This is a genomic window from Streptosporangium sp. H16, from assembly GCF_051918855.1.
GTDB lineage: Bacteria > Actinomycetota > Actinomycetes > Streptosporangiales > Streptosporangiaceae > Streptosporangium.
Genome location: NZ_JBPXMD010000011.1, coordinates 92,858 through 119,756, shown reverse-complemented (window position 1 = coordinate 119,756; position 26,899 = coordinate 92,858). Strand labels below are relative to the sequence as shown.

Below are 26,899 nucleotides of genomic sequence, written 5' to 3'. Positions count from 1 at the left end.
GTATAAACGTCCCATGGCACCTAACGAGCGCCTACGGTCCGCGCTGCTCCACGCGGGCATCAGCGTCCGGCAACTGGCCGAAGCGGTAGGGGTCGATCCCAAGACGGCCGAACGGTGGGTCAACACCGGCCGTACGCCACACCCGGGCATCGCCCACCGGGCCGCGATCGTGCTCCGGGAAGACCTCGCCCACCTGTGGCCCGCGATCGAGCAGGGAAAACGACGTCATCGGGGAAGCGGTGAACTGGTCGCCGCCTACCCCACCCGCGCCTCCGCGCCCCTGGACATGTGGCGGACCCTGTTCGAGCGCGCGGAGCAGCGCATCGGCATCCTGGTCTACGCCGCGAACTTCCTGCACGAGTCCTGGCCGGACTTCAACGACCTTCTCGCGTCGAAGGCGCGGGAGGGGTGTCGTGTCCGCATCCTGCTCGGTGACGCCGACTCACTTGTCATCCGGGGCCGGGGCGCTGAGGAGTTGTTCGGGCACGGCATCGAGTCACGCTGCCGGGTGGCGCTCATGCACTACCGGCCGCTGACGGAGTCGTCGAACGTCGAGCTGCGCGTGCATGACACCACGCTCTACAACTCGCTGTTCCTGGGGGACGACCACATGATCGTCAACGCGCACGTCTTCGGTATGAACGCCTACGGCGCACCGGTCTACCACCTGCGCCACATGCGCGATGAAGGGCTGTTCGACACCTACGCCACCAGCTTCGAAGCCGTGCGGAAACAGTCCCGCCTGCCCGGCGAGGAGCGATAAGTGGCCCGCACCGAGTACTACGACGATCCCGACGCCCCCGAGCCGAACAGCCTGGTCGTGGGGGTGTCCGCCGTGGTCGTCGACGACAAGGGGCGCATCCTTATGCAACGGCGCACCGACAACGGGCTGTGGGCGTTGCCCGGCGGCGGGATGGACCTCACCGAGTCGGTGCCCCAGACCGCCGTACGGGAGGTGAAGGAGGAGACCGGCTACGACGTCGAGGTGACCGGGATGGTCGGCCTCTACACCGACGCCCGGCACATCATCGCCTACAGCGACGGAGAGGTACGCCGCCAGTTCAACGTCTGCCTGACAGCCCGCGTCGTCGGCGGAGCACTTGCGGTCAGCGACGAGTCGACCGACGTTCGCTGGATCAGTCCCGATGAGTTCGAGGAACTGTCGATGCACGACACCCAGCGACTCCGGATCGGGCACTTTCTCGACGGGACTGTCTCGCCGTACATCGGCTGAGTCGGGAATCCAGCGGGGTGGGGGTTTTGAAACACCGGTGCCGCGCTGGGATGACCGAACAGCGCCCCTGACCTTTTGTGTCTTAGATCCCTTGGCTGGCCGCATCCGGCGTCAGCGCGAGCAAGCCGGTTCCCCGGACCTTTGTCTCGCGCGTCAAGGTGAGCGGGCTGACGCCGTACGCGGCGGCGATCTCAGGGGCCAGGTGGAAGGCGGCCCATGTCCACTCCTCGATCTGTTCACTGCTTGCGGCTTGCAGGTCTCCGTCGGCCGGAAGCCCTAGTTCCAAGCGTCGTGCCTGTTCCTGGGGCAGCGGCTCGCCGAGGGTGAGCAGTTCGTCATCGAGCTCGCCGGTCGCCGCGTACCGGCGTACGACGTTGCCGTGCTCGGCCACCAGCCATGCCGAGCCGTCCCCTCGCTCGCCGTAGTAGTAGGCCTGGGCCCCTCCGTAGCGGGCACTGAGCGCCTCGCACAACCTGAGCACATCCTCGTGACGCTCGTTGCCGCAAGGATCGCACCAGGCTCCGATGACCAGGGTCCAACCGTCCACTTCGGGGGTGACAAAGACCCGCGACAGGTGACGACGGTCATCCGGGTCGTCGTGCGCATCGGTTTCGATCACTTCTCGGGCCTCGGTGAACGTGATCGGTCTGGGCGAGGACAGGCCCAAGACTTCCATGACGCCCGTCTGATCGCCGGTGGGGACCGCGATCCAGTTGTTCCAGCACGTCGACACCGGCTCAGGCCAGTCCTTCACCTCTGTCCGCACGGACCCACTATGCCAGGTCTTCAAAAGAGGCCGGGGTGAAGGTTGAATCTCAAGATGAGTGACGAACCGAGTGACAACGACCACGGGCGAGGCCGGACGCCGGTGGATCACCGTGGACCACATGAGCAGGTGGGAGCGGGTGTAGCCCATGGTCCCGACCTCTCCCGCGTTGCCTGATAAGGAAGAGGTCCCAGGTTCAAGTCCTGGTAGCCCCACCAGCGAAAACGCCCCGGAGCGATCATGCTCCGGGGCGTTTTGCTGTGACGAGTACTGCGATGGTCTCGTGCGACCAGTCCATCGGCTCCGTCCCGCATGATTGGCGGGCGGCTGATCTTGTTCGGCCACTACGCCGCTCTGGTACACGGCCGGGGCAGCCTGCCTCGGCCGGCCGCCTTCTACCTGGCCGGAGGTCTGGTGTTCGCCGCGAGCCCGCTCCCCGGCCGCGGGCGGGCCGGCCACCTACCGGGATCGCCCTGAGGCGAGACCGGGTGGGCGTGGGGTGACTCGGATGGCCTTGGACACCGCTACGGGCAGGTGTCCGACCGGCTCCTTGCCCGCAGCGGGCCGAATCGGCCTGAACGTGGTGTCAGGCGACACTTTCCCGGCATTTACGGCAGGACGACAAAGTCACACCAAACCGACCAGTCCGAGACGGCGGCTCCGTCCTCGGCACGCACACGGAAGCGGTAGTCGCCCTCGGACAGCGTGCCCGGCGGGAGGTCCGCCGACAGGTGCAGGGAGGCCAGTTCGGTTCTCGGCTCCTCCTCGCCGCGGCTGATCTCGAACCTGCCGACGAGGTTGGGATTGTCCGACGGTGGGGTGGCGGCGAACTGACCCAACTGCGTGGTGTGCAGGACGGGGACCTTTGCCGGGTCGTCGCAGGACTGGAAGGGGCTGTAGGGGCCCTGGGAGATCAGCAACGTGGTCGGCACGCCGGGCTTTTGCACCTCACCGGTATGGACCGTGAACGCGCACCACGGCAGCCAGGCCGATTTCCCAGTGGTGGCGTCTTCGGCCCGCACTCGGAAACGGTATTTCCCGTCCTGGAGCAGTCCTTCGGGTACCTGGTACCTGGCCCGTTTTTCGGTGCCGGACTCAAAGGGCGCTTTGGCGGTCAGCAGCGGGGGACGGCCGGGGCGAGCCACTTGGACGACCATCTGAAGGTCCGGGTGATCCGCCGTGTCGAGGTAATCGCGGCGCGCGCTGATGATGGGGGTCAGAGTCCTGGACAGGACTTTCCCGAATTCGCACCCGTGCGGCAACGTGAGAGAGGAGGAGCTCAGGGAGGGATAGACGGGCGGGAGCGGCGGTGAGGCCGAGGTCGAATCCGCCGACGCCGCGGGCGCGACGATCGCGCCGAGGGTGAGGGCCGCGACAAGCGCTGTCACTGCCCGCAGCCTTCGTCGCAGAGGGCCGCCCTGTGTCATGCTCACGAGATTCATGGGCTCTCTTTCCTGGAGATCGTTGAGCCCATCTCACATGATCACTCGATTTTGTTGAACCTTCCGGGCTGGTATGTAAGGGATACGTCATAAGTATCGATAGGTAAATTAAAAAATGCGTAGAAGTCGCCGAGATCCAGTGATTCACCGGTTCAGTTCGCCACGGCCTGTACGCCCTGTGGTGTGCCGGTTCGCGGCCGGCCACTCCGCGGGCCGCCGTCACAGGTCGGTGGCTATGATCTTCTCGATGTTCCGTTCGGCGAGCGCCGTGATGGTGACGAACGGGTTGACGGTGGTGTTGCCGGGGATCAGCGAACCGTCGATGACGTACAGGCCGGGGTAGGCGGTGAGGCGGCCGTAGTTGTCGGTGGCCCTGTTCAGGACCGCGCCGCCGAGGGGGTGGTACGTGAGGTGGTCGCCCCAGATCTTGTACACGCCGAAGAGGTCGGTCCGGTAGATCGTCCCCTCCCTGGCGTTGATCTTGTCGAAGATCGTCTTGGCCATGTCGATGGACGGTTGCTTCCAGGAGGTCTGCCAGTTCAGGTCGACCTTGCCCGTCGCGGCGTTCCAGGAGAACTGGGCGCGGTTGGGGTTCCTGGTGATCGACAGGTAGAACGAGGCGAAGGTCTCGATGCCGACCGGTAGTGGCGCGACCTCGGCGAACGCGCCGCCGGTGGCCCAGTTGTCGATGCCGGAGCAGGGAATGGTCGACTGGAGGCTGCCGGTCGGGTCCCACAGGTGGTTGGCGCGGCCGCACATGACGTTGCCGTTGTCGCCCCAGTTCTTGCCGATCTCGTTGTTCAGGTTGGGCAGCACGCCGGTGGCCTTCAGCCTGACCAGCAGCTTGCTGGTGCCGACGCTGCCGGCGGCGAAGAACACCTTGTCCGCGCTCACCGTCTTGGTGGCTGTGATATCACCGCTGGTGTTGATCTGCTCGATAACGACCGTGTAGCGGCCACCGGCCGCCGGGGCGACCGAGGTGACCCTGTGCAGCGGTGAGACGGTGACGTTGCCGGTGGCCTTGGCCAGGGCGATGTAGGTCTTCTGCAGCGACTTCTTGCCGTGGTTGTTGCCGTAGAGGATCTCGCCGGCCAGCGCCGACCTGGTGGCGGTTCCGGCCGCCTCCTGCTTCATGTAGGTCCAGTCGTACACGTTGGGCACGAAGACGAACGGGAGGCTGGAACGCTGGGCGTGCTTTCTGCCGACCCGGCTGTACTGGTAGCAGGCGGCGGTGTCGAACCAGGCCGGGTCGACGGAGGTGACCCCGAGTCCGGCGTTGGCGCGCGGGTAGTAGGTGTCGTACATCTCGTCGGCGTTCACCGACGGGAGGACGGCGCCGAAGTTCTCGCGCTTGGGGGTGACGGCCATGCCGCCGTTGACCAGCGACCCGCCGCCGACGCCGCGGCCCTGGTAGACCGTGATGCCGCCGAACTCCTCGGCGTCCAGGATCCCGGTGTAGCGGGTGATGTCCCTGTCGATCGGGAAGCCGAGGAAGTAGTTGAGGGGGGCCTTGGTCCTGGTACGCAGCCAGTAGGACCGGTGGTCCGGCGCGGTCGTGGTGCAGAAGATCTTGCCGTCGGAGCCCGGGGTGTCCCAGGCCATGCCCATCTCGATCATGTGCACGTTGACACCGGCCTGGGCGAGACGCAGGGCGGCGACGGAGCCTCCGTAGCCGGTGCCGATCACCAGGGCTGGGACGTGAGCGCCGTCGGCGATCGGAGCGGCCGCGGTGACGGATTGCGCCTGGGCCGTGGTGGAGTGACCCGCGAGAGCCGTGATTCCCAGTATGGAACCAGTTCCAGTTATGAATCCACGACGTGATATGCCTTTGGGGCTGGATCCAACTGAGCCTTTCTTGGTCATGTGATTTTCCTCACACTCGGGGGGTGGAACCAGTTCTATATGTTTCTGGAGTGTTAATCCACCGCGCGTCCGCGAGTGATTTGTGTCCTGTGGGCTACCGGAAACTCCAGGCACGGTTCGGGGCGGTCTGTCATCGTGACTCCCCGCGTCAGGTGGGTGTCCTGGTGACAGCCCGCCCCAGGCAGATCATGCGGGGGTCATGGCGACAGCCGCCCCCGGCGGATGTTCGAGGGGCGTACGGATGCGGAGGCCGTCCGCCCCGGTGTTCGAGGCGTCAGTTCTCGCAGGACTCCCTGACTTCGGCGGTGCAGAAGTCCCTGCCCGCTCCGCCGACGACGGAGTCGGCGCCCGCGTTGCCTTCGAGGACGTCGTCGCCGTCGTTCCCGTTCATGGTGTCGCCGCCGGTCTGGCCGGAGACGATGTCGCGGGCCGCGCCGCCGGAGAAGCTGTCCCTACCGGCGCCCAGGAAGGCGCGCATGGACAGGGCGGTGTTGTTGCGCAGGGTGTCGGCGCCCCCCTGGAGATTGGCCTGGATGCCGGTGATCCCGGTGGCGGGGCAGCGGACCGTGTTGTCGTCGACCTTCTGGCAGGTCCCTCCGGTGGAGAGCGTGTCGGTGGAGTTCCTGATGAGGAGCGAGCCGTCGGCGTCGATGTCGATGCTGATGTCGTCGGCCAGGTTCCCCGCGTTGACGGACAACAGGCTTCCGGTCACGACCACGTTGGTGTCGGCCAGCGCGGGCCCGGCGAAGGCCAGCGGCGGGGTGGCCATCAAAATCCCCGCTGCCAGCACCCGCAGCCCGGTCCTGCGGATCACGCCCGGCCGCGACGCCTCACGCTTCGTGACGTTCCTCCGTGTACGCATGAATCCCCCGTGTGTTCGGTCGCCGGCCACTTCTGGTGGTGGCCGGCCGACGGGCTCCTGTGCCCGGGACGATTACATCCCGTGACCACCCGCGACCTCGCGTCGCTGCGCGCACGGTGTGAGAACTGTTTTACGGAGAGTTCTGAAAGCTAGACCGTCTCCACGGCCGGGCGCCCCCGGTGCTCGGCGAAGATGTCTGCGACAGACACGGCACCGGGGGTGAAGCCCGGCCTTCCGGATGGTTGGGGCGGCCGGCCGCTCGGCTCAGGGTCGCTCGGCTCCGGAGCGGTGTCGGCTCCGGGTCGCTCGGCTTCGGGCCGGTGTCGGCTCAGAGTCGCTCGGCTCCGGGTGGGTTCGGCCCTGGGTGGTTCAACTCCGGGTGGTTCAACTCCGGGTGGTTCAGCCCTGGGCCGGTGTCAGCTCCGCCATCCGCGACCATCCCTCGCCGGGCGTCTCGACGTTGATGATCTCCGGCGTGCTCGCGATCACCTCGGGCATCCAGGCCATCGCGGTTTTGAAGTGGTCCGAATTCACGTGCGCCGCGCCCGCGGCGGACGAGGCGAACGCCTCCAGCAGGACGAACTGGCCGGGTGTGTCGACGCTCCTGGACCATTCGAAGAAGATGTTCCCCGGCTCGTCCCGGGTGGCCCGGGTGAAGTCGTCGACGAGCGAGAGCCACTCCTCGGCGCGCTCGGGACGGATGGTGAACTTGACGGCGATGAAGATCATTGGTTGGCCTCTTCAGCTCTGTTCCGGCTCCGGCGAGATGCCGGATCTGTCGAAATGATGGTTCCGCCGGAATCGCGGTTCCGTGGAAATCATGGCTCTGTCGTGGCTCTGTCGAAAATCAAGACGGATGTCCGCTCCCGGGTGTCGCGCGGGACGATACCCGGCGCCATGGCCAAGATAAGTGGCGGACGCGCCACCCGGGCGCCACCGCCACCCGAGAAGGAGCGGATCATGCAGGCTCCGCCGTCCCCCCACCTCACCCGCCCGGTCATGTACCACCGCTGGTCCGAGATGACCTTCATGCACTGGCGGTACCCGCCGGCCGCGATCCAGCGGCTGCTGCCCCCCGGGCTCACGGTCGACACCTTCGACGGCGCGGCCTGGGTAGGCCTCACCACCTTCCTGATGGAGGACGTACGGGCGCCCGGCGTGCCCGCGCTGCCGTGGCTGTCCCGGTTTCCCGAGACGAACGTCCGCACGTACGTACGCGACGAGCTGGGGCGGGACGGTGTCTGGTTCCTGTCGCTGGACGCCGGGCGCCTGCTCGCGGTGCTCGGCGCGCGGGCCGGGTACCGGCTGCCCTACTTCTGGTCCCGGATGGCCGTCCGCGCCGTCGGCGAGCGGCGCGGCTACCGCTGCCGCCGGCGCCTTCCGGGGCCCTCGGGGGCGCGCTGTGACGCGGTCGTGGAGCTCGGCCCGCCGTTCGCGGAGCCGGAGCGTGACGAGCTGGCGCACTTCCTGACCGCCCGCTACCGGCTGTTCACCACGGTCGCGGGCAGGACGGCCACGGCCCAGATCGAGCACCCCGACTGGCCGCTGCGCCACGCCCGGCTGATCCATCTGGACCAGGACCTGCTCCAGGCGGGAGGGCTCGACGCCCCGGATCACGCTCCCGTGCTGCACGCCTCATCCGGGGTGCCGGTACGGATCGGGATGTGGACCCGGTGACGCGCGAGCCCTCCCTCCCGGCCCGGGTCCGTACCGTCACTCCTGCCTGACGAGGAGGTGGCGCGGCCCGCGCAGGACCGCGCTCTGCCGGTACGGGGGCGGGTCGGCGACGAGCCGGAGGCCCTCCAGGTTGCGGAAGAGCTCGTTCAGCGCGATCTGCGCCTCCAGCCGGGCCAGGGGGGCGCCGAAGCACAGGTGGACGCCGGCGCCGAAGCCGAGGTGCTGGTTGTCCCGCCGGTCGGGGTCGAACCGGTCGGGGTCGCGAAAGTAGGCGGGGTCGCGGTTGCCGGAGGCGAGCACGAGCGTGATCCGCGAGCCCTTCGGGATGACGGTGTCCGCGACGGTGAGGTCGCTGTACGCGGCCCGCCAGGGGATGAGATGCACCGGAGGCTCGTAGCGCAGCAGTTCCTCGACCGTCCGGATGATCATTTCCGGTTCGCGGCGCAGGCGCTCCAGCACGCCGGGGTGGCGCAGCAGCGTCAGCACGCCGTTGGTGATCAGGTTGACGGTCGTCTCGTGGCCCGCGATGAGCAGCAGGTTGGCGGTGCTGACGATCTCCTCGTCCGTCATGCGCCCGTCGGGCCCGTCGTCGTTGGCCAGCCGGGACAGCAGGTCGTCACCCGCGGGCCGGCCGCGGCGGCTCTCCAAAAGCTCGGCGAGGTACGCCCTGAGGCTCTCGCGGGCCCGTACGCCCTCCCGCACGCGCTCCTCGGAGTCCGACGCGGAGTCCGGCGCGGAGTTCGGCGCGGGGTCCGGCGCGGGGTCGACGTCGAGCATGGCGACGATCGCCTCGACCCACCCGTGGAACCGCGGCTCGTCCTCGCGGGGCACGCCGAGCAGGTGGCAGATCACGGTGACGGGGAAGGGGTAGGCGAAGTCGTCGACGATGTCGATCTCGTCCTTGCTCACCAGGTTGTCGATCAGGCGCGTGACGACGGCTTTCAGGTCGGGCCGCATGTCGTCCACCAGCGTGGGCGAGTGCGGGGGGCCGAAGTGCCGCATCGCCATGCGGCGCAGCCGGTCGTGCTGCGGCGGGTCGAGGCCGATGAACGCCGGCGAGTCCCCGCGCGTGGCGAGGGCGTGCCCCGGGTGGTCGAGGTTGTGCGCGTCGGAGCTGAGGTGCGGGTCGTGCAGCAGCGCGGTGATCTCCCGGTAGGTGCTGACGACGTAGCCGCCGTCCTCCTGCCGGGCCACCGGGGTCCTGCGCAGTTCGGCGTAGAGCGGGTACGGATCGGCCCGGCTGGAGTGGTCGAGAATCCGCTGGAAAGTGCTGGACGCCTGGGTGACTGTCATGGCCGCTTCTCCTCGGTTGTGCCGCTTCCGGCCGCCCGGAGTTCCACCGTCCCTGGTCGAGACCGATCGAACCCGGTCGAGACTGGTTGATCCAGGTCGAGCCCCGTGAAGCCGGGTGGAGCTCGTTCGAGGCCGGTCGAACCTGGTCAGCCGCCCGGCCGCGCGAACGCCACGCGCCGCTCGCTCGGCTCGTAGCCGGTGACCACCACCGTCGCTCCATGGGTGATGATCACCGAGTCGGGGAAGTGGGCGGGCACGGGCCTCATGTCGGCGGGCTGGTCGGGTGTGGGGCAGGGAGGCGGGAAGGGCGCCGCCGTCTCGATCAGATGCCGGTAGTGATCGAGCCACTTGGCGTTGTCGAAGCTGACCGCCGCGGTGACCCGGCCGCGGTAGCCGTACGCGGCGACGAACCGGTGCTCCTCCACCGATCCCTGCGTCACGACGACCTCGTCCGACAGGACCGGGACACCGACGGATTTGATGTTGACGCCGAACTGCATCGACCAGAACGTCGGCATGGACAGGTGCGGCCAGCGGTCGGTCGGGGAACTGACCATGTTGTGGGCCGCGACCTGGGCCTGTTCCACCGCGTTGGCCCAGTGTTCCAGCGACAGGAACCGGTACTCGTAGACCGGGTGCGGGCAGCGTGCCACGTCCCCGGCGACGAAGACGTCGTCGGTGACCAGGCCGTTGACGTCGAACGCCCGGCAGCCCGAGTCGCAGGCCACGCCCCAGACGCCGGCGGCCAGCCCCGAGTCCCGCAGCCACTCGGTGTTGCGCACCCCGCCGAGCGCGACCACCACCACGTCGGCGTCGACCGTGCCGCCGTCGGAGAAGTGGGCGCGGCGCACCCGCCCCCGCTCGTCCCCCTCCAGCCGCGTGACCTTGATGCCGCAGCGCAGATCGACGCCGTGGGCACGCTGGAGGTTCGCGGCGATCGAGCCGATCATGCTTCCGAGCGCTCCCACCAGCGGGGCCTCGGCGACCTCGGCGACGGTCACCGGTATGTCGCGCTCGCGGCACACGGAGGCGATCTCGGAGCCGGCGAAACCGGCCCCGATGACGAGCACTCGGCCGGGTCCGGCGGCCAGCCGCTCCCACAGGCGGCCGGAGTCGTCGCACGTGCGTACCACGAACACGCCGTCCAGGGTGGCCTCGGCCTCGTCGGCCCAAAGTCTGGCGCGCACACCGGTGGCGATCAGCAACTTGTCGAAGGGGATCTCCCGCCCGTCCGCGAGCTCCACTCGCTTGCCCGCGAGGTCCAGCGCGGAGGCGGGCACGCCGAGCAGCCACTCCGCGCCGATCTCGCGACGCCGGGGCAGCGCGGTGCCGTTCGCGGGCACCCAGCCGGTCAGGACCTGCTTGGACAGCGGGGGCCGGTCATAGGGTTCGCACGCCTCGTCCCCGACGAGGGTCAGTGAGCCGGTGAAGCCCTCGTCACGGAGCGCCTCCGCGGCCCGCAGCCCCGCGAGTGAGGCGCCGACGATGACGATGCGGCCGTCGCGCCTGAACGTCTCCTCGCTTCGCTCGCTGGTCACGCCGTCGCCGTTCCGGTCGCGACCGTCGTCCCCGTGCCGGGCGCCGCGGTCGCGGCCGTCGCCGTTCCGGTGGTCATCGCGGGCGGGATCGCGGTCGCGTCCAGCCAGTCGACGAGGATCGCCTGGACCGGGCAGGCCGCCGCCGCGCGCAGGACCCGGTCCCGTTGCGCCTCATCCGGACTGGAGTGGAACATGAGCGCCTCCTCCCCCCGCATCCGGAACGTGTCCGGAGCCAGGAAGGCACACTGCGCATATCCCTGGCATCGCGCCAGGTCGACGACGACCCTCATACGGACCATCCCTTCCGAACCTTCGTACGGCTGAGTGAGACGGAGAGAACCGGGACGGCGAGGTCGATTCCGGCGGGCGGCGGCCCTGGCGTCTGTCCCGGCGGGCGGCTCCGCGTGCGGTCAGGGACGTTTGTGGGGTTCGAAGGGTCCCGAAGCCCTCGAAAGGGCGGGAGACGCGGCGGATACGAAGGACTGGGCGTGCGGTTCCGGGGTGGGCCGATGTCCCCGGCCGATTCCGGAGAACATCAGACACCTCCCCGTGACACCACCTGGTAAGGCGCTGACCTGCCTAAATAAGGCTAACCCGGACATTTGGCCGGTACATCGCCCTTGCGCCAGAGGACGGTCAAGGATTGCGTACGGAGAGAGGGCCGGGCCGTCAAAACCCCCGGGACTTCCCGGGACCTTTCAGAACGAAACCTGGAGCTCGCCCTGGCCGGGATCGTCCCGTACGGAATCGGTGGTGCTCCGCAGGGGAGCGGGTGTGCCGGGTGTGTTGAGGTCGTCGAGATCGTCCTGCGCGGAGTCGGCCGAACCGTCGGCCCCGCTCCGGGCCGCCGGAAGGCCGAGTCGCATGCGCAGGCGGACGCGCGATCCCTCCTCCATCCGCTCGATGGTGAACTCGTCGCACAGTTGGTTCATCAGCCACAGGCCGAACCCTCGTACGGTGCCCGTGGGGCGTTCGCTGGGGACGTGCCAGCGGCTCAGGAGCCCCAGGGTGTCGGTGACGTCGACGGTCAGATAGGTCTCGTCCTGCCAGATGGCCAGCGTGCCCTTGCCCCCGCCGTGCTCCAGGATGTTGATGACCGCCTCGTTCGTGACGAGAAGGAGGTCGTCCAGCCGTTCGCCCCGCATGCCGGCTCGAACGGCATGATATTGGAGACGATCCCGCAGAGCGCTGAGATCCTCGTCGATCGGCCACTGCTGGCCGTGGTCGCCGGTCACGACACCCCCTTGAGGTCGCCTTGTCTGGCAGTCACCGGGGGGCGAGCCGACTTGCTCCAGAATCAGGGCGTTGCTGACGAGTTACACGATGCTAGACACCTGCCCGCTCATTGCCAACTTACGACCGCCCGAGCCAACAGATGTTCGCTCGGTCGTATCCCGGGAAGCGACGGCCGATCGGGGTCCGGGATCCGCTACGACGGCCGGCTCGGCCGCAGCACCTTGAGGGCGTCGGCCACGGTGGGCTGGACTCCGAAGGCCTGGGCGAGACCGGTCAGATGGAAGAGTCTTTCGAGGCGAGGGTGCAGATTGACCAGGATGATGCTGCCACCGCGGTCCTGGACGGTCTGGCGGGTGGTCAGGAAGCTCTGGATTCCCGTGGAGTCGCAGAAGGTCAGATCGGTCAGGTCGATGACGAGATCGCGCCTGCCCTGGCCGATGGCCTCCTGCAGGTCGTGGTAGAACCGCTCGGCGTTGCTGTAGTCGAGCTCGCCGGCCAAGGCCAGAAGAAGCGTCTCCTCCACGGCGGGGTCGGACACGTCGGTCACGCGGACGGCAGCGCTCACGGATATACCTCTGCAGACAGTCGGTGGGAGGAAGACTCGGCCGGGGGGCAGCCGCCGGGCGTGGCGCCCGAACCGGAACCGGAGGGCGGTGACCCGATCACGATCCCCTCGGGACCGAAAGCCGTTCTGGTTACTCTCAGCGTACGATCCCCCCGAATTCCTCTAGAGAACCCTTACGGTACAACTGAGGAGCAATCAGTCGTTATCCCACTGTGGTTACGGTGCCCGGACCCACGCTGAACACCTCTGTCCAGCCGCACAGCTCGACGATCCGCCGCGTGTGCGGACGAAGACCGTCGACGATCAACCTCCGGCCGCCCGCCATCCCGAACGCCGTCTCCGCCAGCACTCTCAGGCCGCCGACGTCGACGAAGCCGACGCGGTGGAGGTCGGCGTACAGATCGCCATCGGTCCGTTCCACCGCCATGGCGAGCGCCCGTACCAGGACGCGCCGCGTGCAGAGGTCGATGTCTCCCTCGCAGTACACACCGGCGGGTCGGTCGGTGAAGAGAATGCGCAGTGAACCGTGGTCGACGTCACCTGTCATCGCGATCACCTTCTGGGTGCGCATGAAGGTCAGTCAACATCTGTCGTGTCGGCACAGATGGGTCGGCTGATCGCCATGGGGCGCCGGCCATGCCGGGCACCTGTTCCCATCATCCTTCAATCGGACGGTTACCGGTACAGTTCACGGCCTGCGAGTTTCGGGCCTCGAGAGCCGGCTACCCAGCGTGTCCGATCGGATGCCTTCTCGCGGCCGAGACCTCCGCTGCCCGCTCCCCGGCGAGGGTTTCCGGCTCGCCGCCCGGTGGGGACACCTGGTGCGGAGCGGGTAGGGGGCCGGGAATGAACGCCGCGCGGGATCGGCTGACCAAGGAACCGCCGTGCGACCGTACGGCGGCCTGGCGAAGGAGGACCTCCATGCAGGCGGACGTCAAGCTCTCCCCCGGCGGTGATTCCTACGTGGCGGAGGTGGACGGCAGGCAGGCGGGGAAACTGGAGCTCATCCGGCGTGACGGGGTCATCGTCTACCCGCACACCAAGGTCCAGCCGGAGTACGAGGGCAGGGGGGTGGGGTCCGCCCTCGTCCGTACGGCACTGGACGCGGCCCGCGCGGAGAACGCGAAGGTCGTCCCGCTCTGCTGGTTCGTGCGGGAGTGGATCGACCGTCATCCTGACTATGCCGATCTCGTCGAGAGCGCCTGACCGCTCCGAGTCTTGAGGCTCCACCCTCCCTGCAGGCTCCACCGGCCCGGCCTGCCGGCCCGGCAGGCCCGGCAGGTTCCAAAAGCTTCATACCGAGCGGGTTTGTGTCATTCGCGCTCCGCGTAATCAAGCCGGAGCCGGCGAATGCGCTGGTCGTGGTCATGGCGGGCGGCACCATTCCCGGCCGGGCGGGGACCGGAACTTCCCGAAGGGTAAAGCGGGAGCGTCACGGGGGTTATCGTGAGAACCAGGACGGTTTCGCGATAAGACTCACGGCGGATTGTGATCGTCGGAACGCGTGCCGTGCGGCATGATACTGAAAATCACCCGGTTGGTGTGGATCGGCCCTGGTGGCTTGTCGTGCAGACCGGATCATGGCCCGATCCCTTGCTAGGCTGCAGGGAACCGTTCGAACCGGGCGTTGTCTCACCCCGGCAGGTGAGACTTCTCAAGAAGTGGGGTCACACCGTGAAGAAGTTGCTCGTTCTGGCGCTTGTCGCCCTCGGGGGGCTGCTGGTCTGGCGCAAGGTGCAGGCCGACCGCGCCGAGCTTGACCTGTGGACCGAAGCCACCGGCAGCGAGAACTGACAGACGCGGCTACCGATTCGGGTGCTTTCATGGTCCTTGCCCAAGATGGAATAACACCCATCAGGCTTGTCTGCCTGGATCTGGCAGGCACCACGATCGGCGATGTCGCCATGGTCGAGCGGGCGTTCGCCGAGGCGATCGCCACGCAGGGCATCGTGCCCGGGACCGGTGCGTACGCTCGCGCCATGGTGCACGTGCACCGGTCCCGGGGATGTTCCACGATCGATGTCTTCCGGGGCATCTTCCCGGACAACGAGGCCCAGGCCCAGGCGGCCAATCTGACCTTCGAGCGCTCCTACGAGGGCGCCATCGCACGCGCGGGCCTGATCCCGCTGCCCGGGGTCGTCGAGGCACTCGACAAGCTCCGCGGTGCCGACATCAAGGTCTGCCTCACCACCGGCTTCAGCCGCACCACGTTCAGCCGCGTGCTGAGCACCCTGAGCTGGTCCGAAAAGATCGATCTCGCCCTGTGCCCCGAAGACGCCGGACATGGTCGCCCCCTGCCCAACATGGTCCTCACCGCGGTCATGCGCCTCGGCGTCGAGGACGTCCGCCAGGTCGCGGTCGCCGGTGACTCCGAGAACGACATGCTCTGCGGCCGCCGCGCGGGCGCCTCGGTGGTGGCCGGCATCCTGACCGGCGTCCACAGCAAGGAGCGTCTCCTCAACGGCGGAGCCACCCACCTTCTCGACTCCGTCACGGACCTCCCCGAACTCCTCCTCGGTGTCACGCCGGTCGCACCCCCCGTCGTTGCCGCCGTCCACTGAAGCCCGCCCCGCCGCGCGGATCCAAGTGGCGTAGGAGCGGTTCCTGTTGCTACCGTGTACGACTGAAGCAGGTCGTGTGCGAGGGTGTCTCCCCAGGCCACCGGCTTGAATCTCGGGGCCTTAGCTCAGTTGGCAGAGCGCCTGCTTTGCAAGCAGGATGTCAGGAGTTCGAATCTCCTAGGCTCCACCTGCGGGAATGCTCAGTCTGTGATCATGAAAATCGGGCTTGAGTGACTAACTGGGTGACTAAGCTCCCCGAGCGCCTCCGAAGAGATCGTCCATCGCCGTCGCGCCCTCCTGCATGACGGGCCGGATCTGGAGCCGGTAGACCGTCTCGGTGACCACGGTGTTGGCGTGGCCGACCAGGCGAGAGATGTGCTCGATGGGGACGCCGGAGTCCGAGAGCAGCGAGACGAAGCTGTGTCGCATCTCCCGAGGCGTCCACTCCGTGTCGACCAGCCCGGCCTCCTTGAGGATCTTCCGGAAGTCCCGCCGGACGTTGCCAGCGCTCAGCGCGGTCCCGTTCTTCGTGCAGAACACCAGCCTGCCCGTTCCGTCATGATCGGTGGTTCCGTCGCTGAGCCCCTCGTGTTTCCAGAGATCCCGCAGCGCTTCGACACACCGTTGTGGCAGCTTGAGGGTCCGGCGGGACTTGACGGTCTTGGTGTCGCCGCTCTGCCGGACCGACCGCCACACGTAGACGGCGTACTCGGTGTGCCCCCACCCCGCCTCCGTGACGGGGACCCATGCCCTGCGCTCGTCGACGAACGCCACCACGTGAGTCCAGGACAGTCCGCGCAGCTCCTCGGTACGAGCTCCCGTGAGCAGCGAGAGGACGACGTACCCGCGCATGCGCGCGTTGGCCTGTTCCGCAGCCGTCATCACAGCTGTGGCCTGGGCCAGCGTGAGCGCCTTGGACTTACGCCCCTGGCGTCCCTCGGGGATCTCGCACAAATCCACGACGTTGCGCTTCACCTTGTCGCGGACCATGGCGTTCTTCGATCTCGCGATCATCCTCGGCGTCCGCACCGGACACCCGGTCATCCACCGCCGCAGCATGTGGCACCGAGGACACACCGCCACCATCTACGGCGCCTCAGCCCGCCTGGAGATCAACTCCTACACCAACGCCGACATGCTCCCCGACTGGGAGACTCCCAAGCGCTTCGACCAGTACCGCAAGCGGCCCGGCTTCTTCTACCAGTCCCTCATCCGCGAGCACGGCCCCATCCGGTGGATGACCCTGACCACCTCCCGCATCGCCTACGAAGACGAACGCACCCGCCTGGGCATGGACTACGCCGAGGCGATCCTGATCATCCGCCGCACCATGGCCCACGCCAACGGCCACCCCATCGAGGTCACCGAGGTCAAAGCCCCCGCCAACCGCTACGAGATCGGCTACAGCGCCGAACTCGCCGACGACACCAGCGCGGTATTCACCCCACAAGAACTCGCTGACGGCATCGCCCTCATGATCTAGAAGTCCTCTGATGATCTACGTACATGTTGATCGTTAAGCTTTTTCATCCTGTCATCGCAGTTGATCGAAGGCGGTTTTGGTTCGGGGGATGCGAGATGCTGTGTGGACAGACCTGATCGTGCAGAACCTTCACATCCTCTCCTCGGTTTCAGCACACCTCCATGCTTGGCTCCGCCCATGAGACAGGAACGGGACATGGGGCGGCGTCTTGAGCCGGTTCCGGTCCGAACAGATACAACGACGGAGGGCAGGGCGGGTTGCATCGCCTTCTTCGTGGTGATGTCGCTACCGGTGCTCGCGTTCGTGAACTGGGCCGTCGCAACCGCTGTCATCCGTGCCATCCAGTGTGAGCAGTATGAGCGGGGAGGGGTCCTGGACTGCGGTGGCTCACCCGCGATGGAGGAAGCCTTCACCACCGGGGTGCTGTCGGCGGTTCCGATGCTGGCCGTGCAGATGTGGCTGATCGGTTTCGCGATGCGGCGGGTTCGAAACGGGTCGCGCCCGCTCGCTCAGAGAAGACGCTCGCACCATGGAAGCCGTTAGCGTGAATGACGGTCTCTGAAGAGGTGCGGAAATACAGGACGAAAAGACTCGTTGGGTGGCTCAGAGTTTCTTTACTGGTTCCAGCGCTTCGCGCCGCCGCACGGCGGGACACGCCCCGCCGTCCCGGCACGGCCAGCGGGCCGGGCGTGCGGCCCTGGCGGCCGGTCCCGGCCCGCGCCAGCCGGGACGGCACGGCGTAAGCCCGCCGCCCACCGCACCGAGCACTCACCGCACCGAACGCACCCGCCGCCCCTGGTACGCGCTGCCGCCTGCCGCTCCGACCGCCGGCCCAACCGCTTCGCGGCCCCTACGGGGTGCCATGCGGCATTGCGCCGGCCGTCTCCACTCGGTGATCATCAGCAACGTCTTCATCGAGATGATCAAGGACTCTGCCGCCCTGCTTTCGGTGCGCGGGCCTGGCGGCCCTGTGCTCCGGGTCAGGTTGCCACCGAATGACACGGTCACCTGCTCATGGCCATTGCCAGCCGGGTGCGGCAACATGACCACGGGAGGTCTGTTGCCGCACTCGACCGGTGATTATTTGATGTCATCGGTTTGCAGCGTGTGTTTTCCGTGACTTCCCTGAGGGCGGTGGTGGCCCTGGAGGCGGGCCATCGCGGCATCGACCAGGCGACCGAGGTTGCCCAGTTCGTACAGCATCCGGTGGCGCTCAGCGTCCTCCCACGCCCTGATGGCCGACCCGATGTCGCCCGACTTGCCGACTGTGACGATGACCTCCTGGCCGTTGGCTCTCTTGGTGGCCGCATCGCCCAAGATGACCCAGCCGTGCACGGTCACGTCCCCCGAGCAGCCACGATCAGGGCAACCACCTGTTCGGGATGCTCGCTTCGCACCGCCTGGAGGTTGGAGCTGTCGCGCAGGGAGACCAGGTAGCTGCCCGAGCGCGGACCCATGGTCACCGTGGCCATGCGCCAGCCCTGCGGACCCTTCACGGTCAGCTCCGGCGGGTGCCGCTCCATCCACGACCGAAGCGGCGGCTGATCGGGCCATGCAGCCGCACTGTTGGCGAACAGCCCCAGGCTGATCGTGTGGTGGCGGTGAGCGCAGATTCCCCGCTCGATGAGAAGCCGCTGAACCACCGCCAGCGCCTTGTCGTGGCTCTCCACCGTCGCCTCGTCGACGACGGGCGGGACGGCTCTACAGTTGTCCATGGGTCGCACCTCCACGTGCGATCAAGGGACCCGTACGGCGTTACCGCGCCTGCGGGTCCCGTTTTTCCTGGTGCTCCCATGACATCGCCGGGTATCCCGCGCCGACAGTGCGAGTAGGGGAGACTGAGGGAGACAGGAGGACCCCAGTCCCCCGAGGTGCACACAATGAATAACGTTCCGGCCTGGGCCGTACGGTTACGCGCCGCGAGGCGTGGCAAGTTGTGGACGCAGCGAGACATGGCCAGGCAGCTTGCCGAAGCCGCCGATCCCCGCACTCGTGCCCGCCTGCCCGAGCGGGATTCCCTGATCCGCATGATCAAGGATTGGGAGGCGGGCAAGCACCAGCCCAAGGATCCGTACCGGCTGCTCTACTGCCGGGTGTTCGGTGCGGAAGAAGCTGAGCTGTTCAGCGAGGAGCCGGAGAGCACGACGCCGGACAGCCCCCACTTCGCCGAGGAGATCGAGGCGTTGGAGCTGGCCCGTCGTGTCGCCGCCAGCGACGTGGGCACCGAAACGCTTGACCGGCTGGAACTGGCCGTCGACGACCTCGCGATGGCCTACCAGGCGACACCACCGGCCGAGCTGCTGGAACGGGTGCGTCAGCACCTGTCGTACGTCTCGCACCTGGTCGACGCCAAGAAGACGTTCGACGAGCACCGTCGCCTTCTCACGGCCGGTGGTTGGTTGTCGCTGCTGGCCTCCACCTGCCACATCGACCTTCGCCAGTTCGAGGCCGCCGGAACATGGCTTCGGACGACCGCCCAGCTGGCCAGGCACGCCGAGCATCCCGAGATCGCCGCGTGGTGTCTGGAGACGGAGGCATGGCAGGCGGTCACCACCGGCGACTACCGCCGCGCCCTGACCTTGACCCAAGGAGCGCAGGCGATCGCACCGCGCACTAGTTCGGCCTACATCCAGGCGACTGCGCAGGAAGGCCGGATCTGGGCTCGGCTCGGGTCCGGTCCGGAGACGCGTGACGCCCTGAACCGCGTTGCCCGGCTGGTCTCGCCGCTGTCGGTGCCCGAGCATCCCGAGCATCACTACCGCTACGACCCTTCCAAGAGCGAGGCGTACGTGGCGACCACGCTGTCATGGCTGGGAGATCCGGCCGCCGAGCCATACGCCCGGCAGGTTCTCGCCCGCCTGGAGTCGGCCGCGGACGGGATGGTTCGTCCGCGTAGGGCAGCCTCCGCGCGCCTTGACCTTGCTCTGGCACTGCTCGCCACCGATCAACCCGACGAGGCCGGTCAGCTTGCCCTCACGACCATGACGAGTGGCGTGCTGGTGCCGTCCAACTACTGGAGGGCCCGCGAGGTGATCGGCGCCATCGAGACGCGCCGCATGCCGGAAGCCGCAGAACTACGCGAGGCGTATCGAGAGCTGAGCGGCCCCGGGTGAGAACCGGGGGAGGCGCGCTCTACCGGCTCGGACAGGCGAATCACTGAGTGACCAACTGGGTGACAACGACCACGGACGAGGCCGGACGTCGATGGATCACCAGGGACCGTAAGCCCAGGTGGGAGCGGGTATCGCCCATGGTCCCGCCCCACCTGGGTTGCTTTGCAAGCAGGATGTCAGGAGTTCGAATCTCCTAGGCTCCACTCCCTCTCGGACAGACAAAAGCCCAGGTCAGGCATGTTGCCCCAACCTGGGCTTTGATCTTCATTCGGCCTTCTTCCGCTCCCGTGCCCGTTGCGTGCCCGATCCCTTCGCCAGTGCCCCACGGGCGAGGCCGTCGAGCTTCCGTGCCACCTCCCGCTGCCGCTCGTCGGTCGAGTGCTGATAGACCATCGCGGCCCTCGTGCTGGAGTGGCCCATGCGCTCCATCAGCTCCCGGATCGACGCCCCGGCGTTCGCGGCGAGGGTGTTACCGGTGTGCCGCAGGTCGTGAAAGTGGATCTTCGGAAGGCCCGCGTTCACGAGTGCCTGAGCCTCGACGCGGCGGTTGAGGTTGGTGTTCCGGAGCGGACCGTCATCCGGTCCCGCGAAGATCAGCCCGTTGTCGCCGTCCTGGGTGAAGTCCTTCACGTGCGCCCGCAGGTCCTCGATGATCAACTCGGGGATCACCGCCGTCCGCTTGCCCGCCGCCGACTTGGGTTCGGTGAAGACGAGACCCTTGCCGGTGAGCTGCATCAACTGACGTTCCACGCGTACGGTCCCGGCGTCCAGGTCGAGGTCTCGGCGCTGAAGGCCGGCCAGCTCACCCCAACGCAAACTGCCGAAAGTCCCCAGCAGCACCAGCGCCCGATAACGCGGCTCGATGGTGTCGGCGAGTTCGTAGACCTGGGCCACCGTGAGCACCGGCCGTTCCGGCGACTTCTCCTGACCGGCGCCCTTGATCCGGCAGGGGTTCCGCTTGATGAGCTGGTCATCCACGGCTGTGGTGAGAATCGCCTTCAGGAGCCGGTACGCCTTCGCCACGGTGACCTCACTGGCCCCCGCGTCCAGCAGCTTCTTCCGCCACCGCCGGACGTGCAGGTCCTTGATCTCGCTCAGCGCCTTCTCTCCGAAGGTGGGGGCGAGGTGGGCGCGGAGGAGATAGCCGTACAGCTCGACCGTACGCAGGCGGAGATTCGGCCGCTCGTCGATCCAGGCCCGCCCGTACTCCCCCAACGTGATCTTTCCTGCGTCAGGATCGATCCACTCGTCGTCGAGGATCTCCGCTTCTTTCCTGGTCAGCCAGACCTCGGCGTCGATCTCGGCGCGGATGGCCTGGACGGGCGGTGGTGTGCGTGCCACGAGCGTAGGTCCTTGCGTAGTGCGAACTTTGGACGGTTCAGCACGGCCACCTACGCTCGTTCCCTTTTACACCGCACCTCGGACGCGACCTCTCCCCACGATTTTGGTGATCTACCGGGCAGGCCGCTTCCGCCGTCTCGGAGGGGCGCGATGTACTCCCGAAACATAAAATCGTCAAGCCGATTGTTTCAGACACATTGCCGTAAGAATATTGACGCTCAGGTCAATGGAGACCTAATGTCCTGGAGCAATGACCGGCATGACGTTCCGAAAGTTTCACTTCAAGAGTGCTGTCAGAAGTCTCCGTAGGTGAAACACCAGGTCGGCATGGCGGTGCTGAACCTGTCCGGCGCTCGCGATCCGGAGCCTGAAGTGGCACGGCACCGTCGCCGTCCTACGCGCGGAGGAGGTGCCCGGCGAGCGCAGCGCATCCTCTCGTCGCCGGGCCGCACATCACATCCCTGATCACAGCAAGCGAAAAGAGGTCGCCGTGAAGTTCCGCAACGTCTCAGCGGTCGTGTTCGCCGCTACCGCGGCCCTCAGCATGGCAGCGTGTTCAGGCTCGTCGTCCGGGACTTCCTCCGGCGGGTCGGACGGCTCGTCGTTCGAGTTCTGGTCGTTCACCGGGATCAACCAGAAGGCGTCCGTCACCGAGTACCAGAAGAAGAAGCCGAACGTGCAGGTGAAGCTGACCGAGGTGGGAAACGCGCAGGAGACGGCGCAGGCGCTCACCACCGCGCTCGCCGGCGGCAAGGTGCCCGACCTGGTGCTGATTCAGGGCGACGACCTGCCCAAGTTCGTCCAGCAACCGCAGAACTTCGTCGACCTGCGCACGATGGGCGCCGACAAGGTCAAGGGTGACTACCTGGACTGGGTGATCAGCCAGCCCACGGCCAAGGACGGCGCGATCATCGGCATCCCGACCGACGTCGGCGGCATGGCCATCGCCTACCGGACCGATCTGTTCAAGGACGCCGGGCTGCCGACGGACCGTGAGGAGGTGGGCAAGCTCTGGCCCACCTGGGACGCCTTCATCGAGACCGGCAAGAAGTACAAGGCGGCCACCGGCAAGGCGTTCATCGACAACGCCGGCGGGAGCGTCTACTCGCAGGTGGTCAACCAGGGGCAGGAGAAGTACTACGACCCCGCGGGCAATCTGGTGTACGAACGGAGCCCTCAGGTCAGGGCCGCCTTCGACCAGGCGCTCAAGGCCGTGGCCGCCGGGATCACCGCCAAACAGAGCTCGTTCACCGAGGGGTGGAGCGCCGCGATGAAGCGGGGGGACTTCGCCGTCGCCGCCGCACCGGTCTGGTTCCTCGGCCAGATCCGCGACAACGCCCCGGACACCAAGGGCAAGTGGGACATTGCCAAGATCCCCGGCGGCTCGGGCAACTGGGGCGGCAGTTTCCTCGCGATCCCCAAGGGCGCCAAGAACCCACAGGCCGCCTGGGACTACATCGCCACCACGCAGTCGCCGCAGGGCCAGCTCGACCACTTCTCCGAGGCCAGGTCGCTGCCCGCGACCCCGTCGGTCTACAAGGACCCGAAGCTCACCTCCGCCAAGGACGAGTTCTTCTCCGGCGCACCGATCGGCACGATCTACACCGACTCGCTGCTCGGCCTCAAGCCGTTCCTCATCGGGCCGGACAGCACCACGATCGGCACGGAGTTCACGAACGCCATCACCAACGTCGAGCAGGGCAAGGGTGATCCCGCGAAGGCGTGGGACGCGGCGGTGACCAACATCAAGACCGCGATCGGCGGCTAGGACCCTTCACGAGCGCCGCCGACGCGGGCCGTTTCGACGGGCCCGCGCCGGCGGCGGGGAAGCGAGCAGACCGTGACGACGAGCATCAGCCCCACCAAGGCGGGCCTGCCCCCCGCCCCGCCGGTGGAGGCGGCGCGGCGCGGTTTCGCCGAGATCGTTGCCCCCTACGCCTACATCACCCCGTTCTTCGTGCTCTTCGCGGTTTTCGGCCTCATCCCGCTGCTGTTCACCTTCTACGTGGCGCTGTTCGACTGGAACCCGATCGGCGAGCACGTGTTCGTCGGCCTGGGCAACTTCGACCGGCTGCTCGGGGACGTGCGGTTCTGGAACGCGGCGCGCAACACCGTGAGCATCTGGCTGCTGTCCACCGTGCCGCAGTTGCTGGTCGCGCTGCTGCTCGCGCACCTGCTCAACCACGCACGGCTGCGCTTCGCCGTGTTCTTCCGCATGACGATGCTCGTGCCGTACATCACCTCGGTGGCCGCCACCGCCATCGTGTTCGTCCAGATGTTCGACCGCGACTACGGGTTGCTGAACTGGCTGCTCAGCCTGGTGGGCGTCGAGCACATCGACTTCACCCAGTCGGTGGCGGGCAGCCATGTGATGATCGCCGTCATGGTGGCCTGGCGGTGGTTCGGCTACACGACACTGCTCTACCTGGCTTCCTTGCAGGCCGTTCCCCGAGCGATCTACGAGGCGGCCGCCGTCGACGGAGCCGGAGGTGTGCGGCAGTTCCTGCACATCTCCCTCCCCGCGTTACGGCCGGTCATCGTGTTCACGATCGTGACCTCGACGATCGGCGGGCTGCAGATCTTCACCGAGCCCCTGCTCGTGAACCGCGGCGCGTCCAGTACCTGCGGGCCGATTCGCCAGTGCCAGACGCTCACTCTCTTCCTGTTCGAGCAGGGGTTCACCCAGTTCAAGTTCGGCTACGCCGCGTCGGTCGGTGTGGCGCTGTTCGTGATGGTCGTCGTGCTCGCCGGCCTCAACTACTTCCTGTCCACCCGGATCCGCCCGGTCAAGGGCTGAGGGGGCGATCATGAGCACGACGAGACCACGCTCCGGCGATCGTGTCCGATGGTGGACCTACGCGCTGCTCGCGCTCGCCGCCTTCTTCTGCTTGTTCCCCCTGTACTGGATGTTCGTCGTCGCCACCACCGACACCGCGACGGCGACAAATCTGCCGCCCGAGATCGTGCCGGGCGACAACTTCTTCCACCTCGCCGGCCTGGTGTTCTCGACCGTGCCGTTCGTCCGGTCGATCGTCAACAGCCTGGTCGTGGCCGGGACGATCGGCGTGGGTCAGGCGGTGCTGTGCGCGCTGGCGGGCTTCGCGTTCGCCAAACTGCGCTTTCGTGGACGCGACGCGCTGTTCCTGGTCGTCGTTCTGACGATGACCGTGCCGACCCAGCTCGCCATCGTCCCCCAATACATGATCATCTCGTCGCTGGGCTGGGTGGACACGCTTCAGGCGCTGATCGTCCCCGGCCTGGCCAACGCCTTCGGTATCTTCTGGATGCGCCAGCACATATCGTCCGCCATCAGCGACGAGATTCTCCAGGCGGCCCGCATCGATGGGGCGTCGACCTGGCAGATCTTCTGGCGCGTCGCGTTCCCGCTGGTACGTCCCGCCGCCTTCGTGCTCGGCCTGCTGGGCTTCGTCACCGCGTGGAACGACTTCCTGTGGCCGTTCGTGGTGCTGAAGTCGCCGGAGATGTACACCGTCCAGATCGCGATCAAGGCGCTGCAGAACAGCTTCAGCATCGACCTCGGACTCGCCATGTCCGGCTCCTTTCTCGCCACCCTCCCGCTGCTCGTCCTGTTCGTCTTCGTCGGACGGCGCATGGTGGCCGGGATCATGAACGGCGCCTTCAAGGGCTGAGGCCACCATCAGGAGCCTGTGGAATGTGAACCCGGGCACAATGACCTTTGAGGGCTAATTGTTCTTAGAGATTGTCGATCCCTTTCTCAGCGCCGGCAGTGTCCCAGTACGTGACCTGACGACCAAGATCCTTCATGGAGTCACAGCACAGAGCACTTCTCGATCGCCCCCGTGGGTGTCGATCCGAGTGCCGGCGCGCACCGGCCGTGTTCAGCGCCCACCGGCGAGCGTGATCGGGCCGTCCTCCGCCGCACCGGGTCCGATGGCCGGAACCGGGTCCGATGGCCGGACGGGAAGCCGGTCGGCTGTCCGGGCCGGAGCGGTGTGGTGGGTCGTCGGCGTTCACACCGATCCGCCGGGGACCGCGAGACCGGTCTCGTAGGCGGCGACCACCGCCTGTACCCGATCGCGCAGCCCGAGTTTGGTGAGCACGTTGCTGACGTGCGTTTTCACCGTGTGCTCGCTGAGCACCATGGCTGCGGCGATCTCCGCGTTGGACAGTCCGCGCGCGATCATCCGAAGTGTCTCCTGCTCGCGAGCCGTGAGTACGGCGAGTCGCTCAGCAGGTGGGGTGACCGGACGGGTGACCGTTCTGGAGGTGAAGTCGGCGATCAGCTTCCTCGTGACGGAAGGCGCGAGCAGTGACTCCCCGGCCGCGACCACCCGTACCGCGTGGACGAGGTCGTCGCGGCGGACGTCCTTGAGCAGGAACCCGCTCGCGCCCGCTCGCAGCGCGTCGTAAACGTAGTCGTCCAGGTCGAACGTGGTCAGCATGAGCACCCGGCAGTCGGTCTCGGCGCACACGATCCTGGCTGCTTCGATGCCGTTCATCGTGGGCATGCGGATGTCGAGGAGGAGCACGTCCGGCTGATGCTCACGGACCGTCGCGACGGCCTCGGCACCGTCGTTCGCCTCGGCGACGACCTCGATGTCGGGCTGGGCGTCGAGGATCATGCTGAACCCGGCGCGCACCAGCTCCTGGTCGTCGGCCACCACGATTCTCAGGGTCATGCCGTCACCGCCTGTGCCAGCGGCAGCCGTACGAGCACCTGGAAACCCGGTCCGTCCGGGCGAGGGCCCATGGTGGCGGAGCCGCCGAAGGCGGCGGCGCGCTCGCGGATGCCGATGAGACCGTTTCCGCCGGCGGGGAAGGACGGCCCGGAGCCGCGGCCGTCGTCGGTGATGATGATCATGAGTGTGTCGTCCTGCCAGAGGAGCCGAATATCGGCACGGGTGGCGCCCGCGTGCTTGACGATGTTGGTGAGGGCTTCCTGGGTCACCCGGTAGGCGGCGACCTCGATGTCGGGAAGCAGCGGCCCGGGCTCACCCGAGGTGGAGTAGGTCACGTCGAGCCCGGCGTCGGAGACCTGGTCGGCCAGCCCGGCAAGGTCGTCGATGGTCGGTCGCGGCGCGCGCGACCCCGTGTCCTCCTTGAGCGCGGTCAGCATGCGGCGGAGCTGGACCATGGCGTCGCGTCCCGCGGAGGCGATCGCGTCGAAGGCGGCCTCGGCGCGGGCCGGGTCGCTTCTGACCACGACGGGACCGGCCTCGGCCTGTACCACCATGAGGCTGACCGCGTGGGCGAGGATGTCGTGCATGTCGCGGGCGATCCGGGCTCGCTCGCGCTCGGCGGCCCGTTCGATCTCGGCCTGACGCTCGTACTTCAGCCGGGATGCTTGCTCCTCCAGGGCGGCGGCGTATGCGCGGGAGGCGGCGGAGGCGCGGCCGATCGCGTACGCGGCGACGAACAGCACGACGCCGCGCAGCGCGGTCTCCGAGGAGCCGACCAGGAGCAGGCCCCCGCCGACCGAGAAGATGAACATGATCACGCGGGGCAGGCGCGAGGAGTAGGCGGCGACCGTGTACATGGCGATGAGCCCGCCGTACCAGATCGGCTGTGAGGGGACCTCGTCCGCGAGGTCGTAGAGGGAGGTCGCGACGAGGGTGCATGTCAGCGCGACCACCGGCGCCCGCCGCCGCCACACCAGCGGCACGGCGGCGACGACCACGACCGCGTATCCCCACCAGTGCCATGGCACGGCATACGGGTTCTCGCGGGAGAGGAACGGCCACAACTGCACGCCCATCACCAGTACGGCGAGCGCTGTGTCCAGCCACGGGGGTGGAAGAGATCTCAACCAGCTGCGAGCTCGGACAAAAAACGGCAAGGCGGACACAGCGTCCAATCTTGCCTCCTCTTTCCGGCCTTCCGGCACAGCGACCATGGGGAACGCGAGGAACGCGAAACGACGGACCGGACGGCCCGCCGGTTGGC

At 67.4% G+C, this 26,899-nt stretch carries 29 protein-coding genes and 1 tRNA gene; 13 read left to right on the top strand and 17 right to left on the bottom strand.

Annotation, left to right across the window (positions count from 1 at the left end; all coding sequences use genetic code 11):
* Window positions 1–13: 13 nt before the first annotated feature.
* Window positions 14–763, top strand: a complete 750-nt coding sequence (locus ACTOQ2_RS20165; protein WP_440101291.1) for a helix-turn-helix domain-containing protein — start codon at window positions 14–16, stop codon at window positions 761–763.
* Window positions 764–1,234 (top strand): NUDIX domain-containing protein, encoded by a 471-nt coding sequence (locus ACTOQ2_RS20160; protein WP_440101290.1) that lies wholly within the window; start codon window positions 764–766, stop codon window positions 1,232–1,234.
* An 82-nt stretch (window positions 1,235–1,316) separates the two neighbouring features.
* Here ACTOQ2_RS20160 and ACTOQ2_RS20155 read toward each other — a convergent pair whose 3' ends face one another.
* From ACTOQ2_RS20155 to ACTOQ2_RS20135, 5 genes are all read right to left on the bottom strand, one after another.
* Window positions 1,317–2,000 carry a hypothetical protein gene (locus ACTOQ2_RS20155; RefSeq protein ID WP_440101288.1) on the bottom strand — a complete coding sequence of 228 codons (684 nt, stop codon included), beginning with the start codon at window positions 1,998–2,000 and terminating at the stop codon, window positions 1,317–1,319.
* A gap of 608 nt (window positions 2,001–2,608) precedes the next feature.
* A complete protein-coding gene (locus tag ACTOQ2_RS20150; protein ID WP_440101286.1) occupies window positions 2,609–3,442 on the bottom strand; it encodes a hypothetical protein in 834 nt (277 codons plus the stop codon).
* Window positions 3,443–3,661: 219 nt separating this feature from the next.
* Window positions 3,662–5,128, bottom strand: coding sequence for a GMC oxidoreductase (locus ACTOQ2_RS20145; RefSeq protein ID WP_440101284.1), 1,467 nt, complete (start codon window positions 5,126–5,128; stop codon window positions 3,662–3,664).
* A 451-nt stretch (window positions 5,129–5,579) separates the two neighbouring features.
* Window positions 5,580–6,167: a calcium-binding protein gene (locus ACTOQ2_RS20140; RefSeq protein ID WP_440101282.1), complete on the bottom strand. Its 588-nt coding sequence runs from the start codon at window positions 6,165–6,167 to the stop codon at window positions 5,580–5,582.
* 399 nt (window positions 6,168–6,566) lie between these two features.
* Window positions 6,567–6,896, bottom strand: a complete 330-nt coding sequence (locus tag ACTOQ2_RS20135) for a putative quinol monooxygenase (RefSeq protein WP_440070699.1) — start codon at window positions 6,894–6,896, stop codon at window positions 6,567–6,569.
* Window positions 6,897–7,127: 231 nt separating this feature from the next.
* On the opposite strand from ACTOQ2_RS20135, the gene ACTOQ2_RS20130 reads away from it, so the two are divergent.
* Window positions 7,128–7,844: a YqjF family protein gene (locus ACTOQ2_RS20130; protein WP_440101280.1), complete on the top strand. Its 717-nt coding sequence runs from the start codon at window positions 7,128–7,130 to the stop codon at window positions 7,842–7,844.
* 36 nt (window positions 7,845–7,880) lie between these two features.
* On the opposite strand, the gene ACTOQ2_RS20125 is transcribed toward ACTOQ2_RS20130, so the two are convergent.
* The 6 genes from ACTOQ2_RS20125 to ACTOQ2_RS20100 all read right to left on the bottom strand — a co-directional run bounded on the left by ACTOQ2_RS20125 (window position 7,881) and on the right by ACTOQ2_RS20100 (window position 13,047).
* Window positions 7,881–9,137 (bottom strand): cytochrome P450, encoded by a 1,257-nt coding sequence (locus ACTOQ2_RS20125; protein ID WP_440101279.1) that lies wholly within the window; start codon window positions 9,135–9,137, stop codon window positions 7,881–7,883.
* 146 nt (window positions 9,138–9,283) lie between these two features.
* Window positions 9,284–10,675 (bottom strand): NAD(P)/FAD-dependent oxidoreductase, encoded by a 1,392-nt coding sequence (locus tag ACTOQ2_RS20120; RefSeq protein WP_440101277.1) that lies wholly within the window; start codon window positions 10,673–10,675, stop codon window positions 9,284–9,286.
* Window positions 10,672–10,965 carry a ferredoxin gene (locus ACTOQ2_RS20115; protein WP_440101276.1) on the bottom strand — a complete coding sequence of 98 codons (294 nt, stop codon included), beginning with the start codon at window positions 10,963–10,965 and terminating at the stop codon, window positions 10,672–10,674. Before ACTOQ2_RS20115 ends, ACTOQ2_RS20120 begins: the two co-directional genes overlap by 4 nt.
* Before the next feature lie 408 nt (window positions 10,966–11,373).
* Window positions 11,374–11,910: an ATP-binding protein gene (locus ACTOQ2_RS20110; RefSeq protein ID WP_440101274.1), complete on the bottom strand. Its 537-nt coding sequence runs from the start codon at window positions 11,908–11,910 to the stop codon at window positions 11,374–11,376.
* 194 nt (window positions 11,911–12,104) lie between these two features.
* Complete coding sequence (locus tag ACTOQ2_RS20105; protein ID WP_440070705.1) at window positions 12,105–12,476, bottom strand: STAS domain-containing protein; 372 nt, start codon at window positions 12,474–12,476, stop codon at window positions 12,105–12,107.
* Window positions 12,477–12,678: 202 nt separating this feature from the next.
* Window positions 12,679–13,047: an STAS domain-containing protein gene (locus ACTOQ2_RS20100; RefSeq protein ID WP_440101272.1), complete on the bottom strand. Its 369-nt coding sequence runs from the start codon at window positions 13,045–13,047 to the stop codon at window positions 12,679–12,681.
* Between the two features lie 350 nt (window positions 13,048–13,397).
* Here ACTOQ2_RS20100 and ACTOQ2_RS20095 point away from each other — a divergent pair, with 350 nt between their 5' ends.
* The 4 genes from ACTOQ2_RS20095 to ACTOQ2_RS20080 all read left to right on the top strand — a co-directional run bounded on the left by ACTOQ2_RS20095 (window position 13,398) and on the right by ACTOQ2_RS20080 (window position 15,224).
* Entirely contained in the window at window positions 13,398–13,682 is a 285-nt protein-coding gene (locus ACTOQ2_RS20095) for a GNAT family N-acetyltransferase (RefSeq protein ID WP_440101270.1), read from the top strand.
* A gap of 438 nt (window positions 13,683–14,120) precedes the next feature.
* Window positions 14,121–14,270, top strand: coding sequence for a DLW-39 family protein (locus ACTOQ2_RS20090; RefSeq protein WP_425580427.1), 150 nt, complete (start codon window positions 14,121–14,123; stop codon window positions 14,268–14,270).
* 29 nt (window positions 14,271–14,299) lie between these two features.
* Window positions 14,300–15,037 (top strand): HAD family hydrolase, encoded by a 738-nt coding sequence (locus ACTOQ2_RS20085; protein ID WP_440101269.1) that lies wholly within the window; start codon window positions 14,300–14,302, stop codon window positions 15,035–15,037.
* Window positions 15,038–15,151: 114 nt separating this feature from the next.
* Window positions 15,152–15,224, top strand: a tRNA-Ala gene (locus tag ACTOQ2_RS20080).
* 59 nt (window positions 15,225–15,283) lie between these two features.
* On the opposite strand, the gene ACTOQ2_RS20075 is transcribed toward ACTOQ2_RS20080, so the two are convergent.
* On the bottom strand, window positions 15,284–16,051 hold the full coding sequence (locus tag ACTOQ2_RS20075) for a site-specific integrase (protein WP_440101267.1): 768 nt from the start codon (window positions 16,049–16,051) through the stop codon (window positions 15,284–15,286).
* On the opposite strand from ACTOQ2_RS20075, the gene ACTOQ2_RS20070 reads away from it, so the two are divergent.
* Window positions 16,026–16,520 (top strand): hypothetical protein, encoded by a 495-nt coding sequence (locus tag ACTOQ2_RS20070; protein WP_440101266.1) that lies wholly within the window; start codon window positions 16,026–16,028, stop codon window positions 16,518–16,520. The two genes, ACTOQ2_RS20075 and ACTOQ2_RS20070, sit on opposite strands and share 26 nt — an antisense overlap.
* Before the next feature lie 195 nt (window positions 16,521–16,715).
* Window positions 16,716–17,063 carry a hypothetical protein gene (locus ACTOQ2_RS20065; protein WP_440101265.1) on the top strand — a complete coding sequence of 116 codons (348 nt, stop codon included), beginning with the start codon at window positions 16,716–16,718 and terminating at the stop codon, window positions 17,061–17,063.
* 537 nt (window positions 17,064–17,600) lie between these two features.
* Here the strand turns inward: ACTOQ2_RS20065 and ACTOQ2_RS20060 are convergent.
* Together ACTOQ2_RS20060 and ACTOQ2_RS20055 are read right to left on the bottom strand one after the other, a co-directional pair.
* A complete protein-coding gene (locus ACTOQ2_RS20060; protein ID WP_440101263.1) occupies window positions 17,601–17,855 on the bottom strand; it encodes a hypothetical protein in 255 nt (84 codons plus the stop codon).
* A gap of 2 nt (window positions 17,856–17,857) precedes the next feature.
* Window positions 17,858–18,235, bottom strand: a complete 378-nt coding sequence (locus tag ACTOQ2_RS20055; RefSeq protein ID WP_440101261.1) for a hypothetical protein — start codon at window positions 18,233–18,235, stop codon at window positions 17,858–17,860.
* 237 nt (window positions 18,236–18,472) lie between these two features.
* On the opposite strand from ACTOQ2_RS20055, the gene ACTOQ2_RS20050 reads away from it, so the two are divergent.
* Window positions 18,473–19,633 (top strand): hypothetical protein, encoded by a 1,161-nt coding sequence (locus ACTOQ2_RS20050; RefSeq protein WP_440101260.1) that lies wholly within the window; start codon window positions 18,473–18,475, stop codon window positions 19,631–19,633.
* 264 nt (window positions 19,634–19,897) lie between these two features.
* On the opposite strand, the gene ACTOQ2_RS20045 is transcribed toward ACTOQ2_RS20050, so the two are convergent.
* On the bottom strand, window positions 19,898–20,974 hold the full coding sequence (locus ACTOQ2_RS20045; protein ID WP_440101258.1) for a tyrosine-type recombinase/integrase: 1,077 nt from the start codon (window positions 20,972–20,974) through the stop codon (window positions 19,898–19,900).
* A 490-nt stretch (window positions 20,975–21,464) separates the two neighbouring features.
* On the opposite strand from ACTOQ2_RS20045, the gene ACTOQ2_RS20040 reads away from it, so the two are divergent.
* From ACTOQ2_RS20040 to ACTOQ2_RS20030, 3 genes are all read left to right on the top strand, one after another.
* Complete coding sequence (locus ACTOQ2_RS20040) at window positions 21,465–22,742, top strand: ABC transporter substrate-binding protein (protein ID WP_440101256.1); 1,278 nt, start codon at window positions 21,465–21,467, stop codon at window positions 22,740–22,742.
* A gap of 72 nt (window positions 22,743–22,814) precedes the next feature.
* Window positions 22,815–23,771, top strand: coding sequence for a carbohydrate ABC transporter permease (locus ACTOQ2_RS20035; protein WP_440101255.1), 957 nt, complete (start codon window positions 22,815–22,817; stop codon window positions 23,769–23,771).
* Between the two features lie 10 nt (window positions 23,772–23,781).
* Entirely contained in the window at window positions 23,782–24,624 is an 843-nt protein-coding gene (locus tag ACTOQ2_RS20030) for a carbohydrate ABC transporter permease (RefSeq protein ID WP_440101253.1), read from the top strand.
* Between the two features lie 342 nt (window positions 24,625–24,966).
* Here the strand turns inward: ACTOQ2_RS20030 and ACTOQ2_RS20025 are convergent, their stop codons facing one another.
* Window positions 24,967–25,635 carry a response regulator gene (locus ACTOQ2_RS20025; RefSeq protein ID WP_440101250.1) on the bottom strand — a complete coding sequence of 223 codons (669 nt, stop codon included), beginning with the start codon at window positions 25,633–25,635 and terminating at the stop codon, window positions 24,967–24,969.
* Entirely contained in the window at window positions 25,632–26,762 is a 1,131-nt protein-coding gene (locus ACTOQ2_RS20020) for a sensor histidine kinase (protein WP_440101248.1), read from the bottom strand. The genes ACTOQ2_RS20025 and ACTOQ2_RS20020 overlap by 4 nt, the downstream gene beginning before the upstream one ends.
* Window positions 26,763–26,899 lie beyond the last annotated feature (137 nt).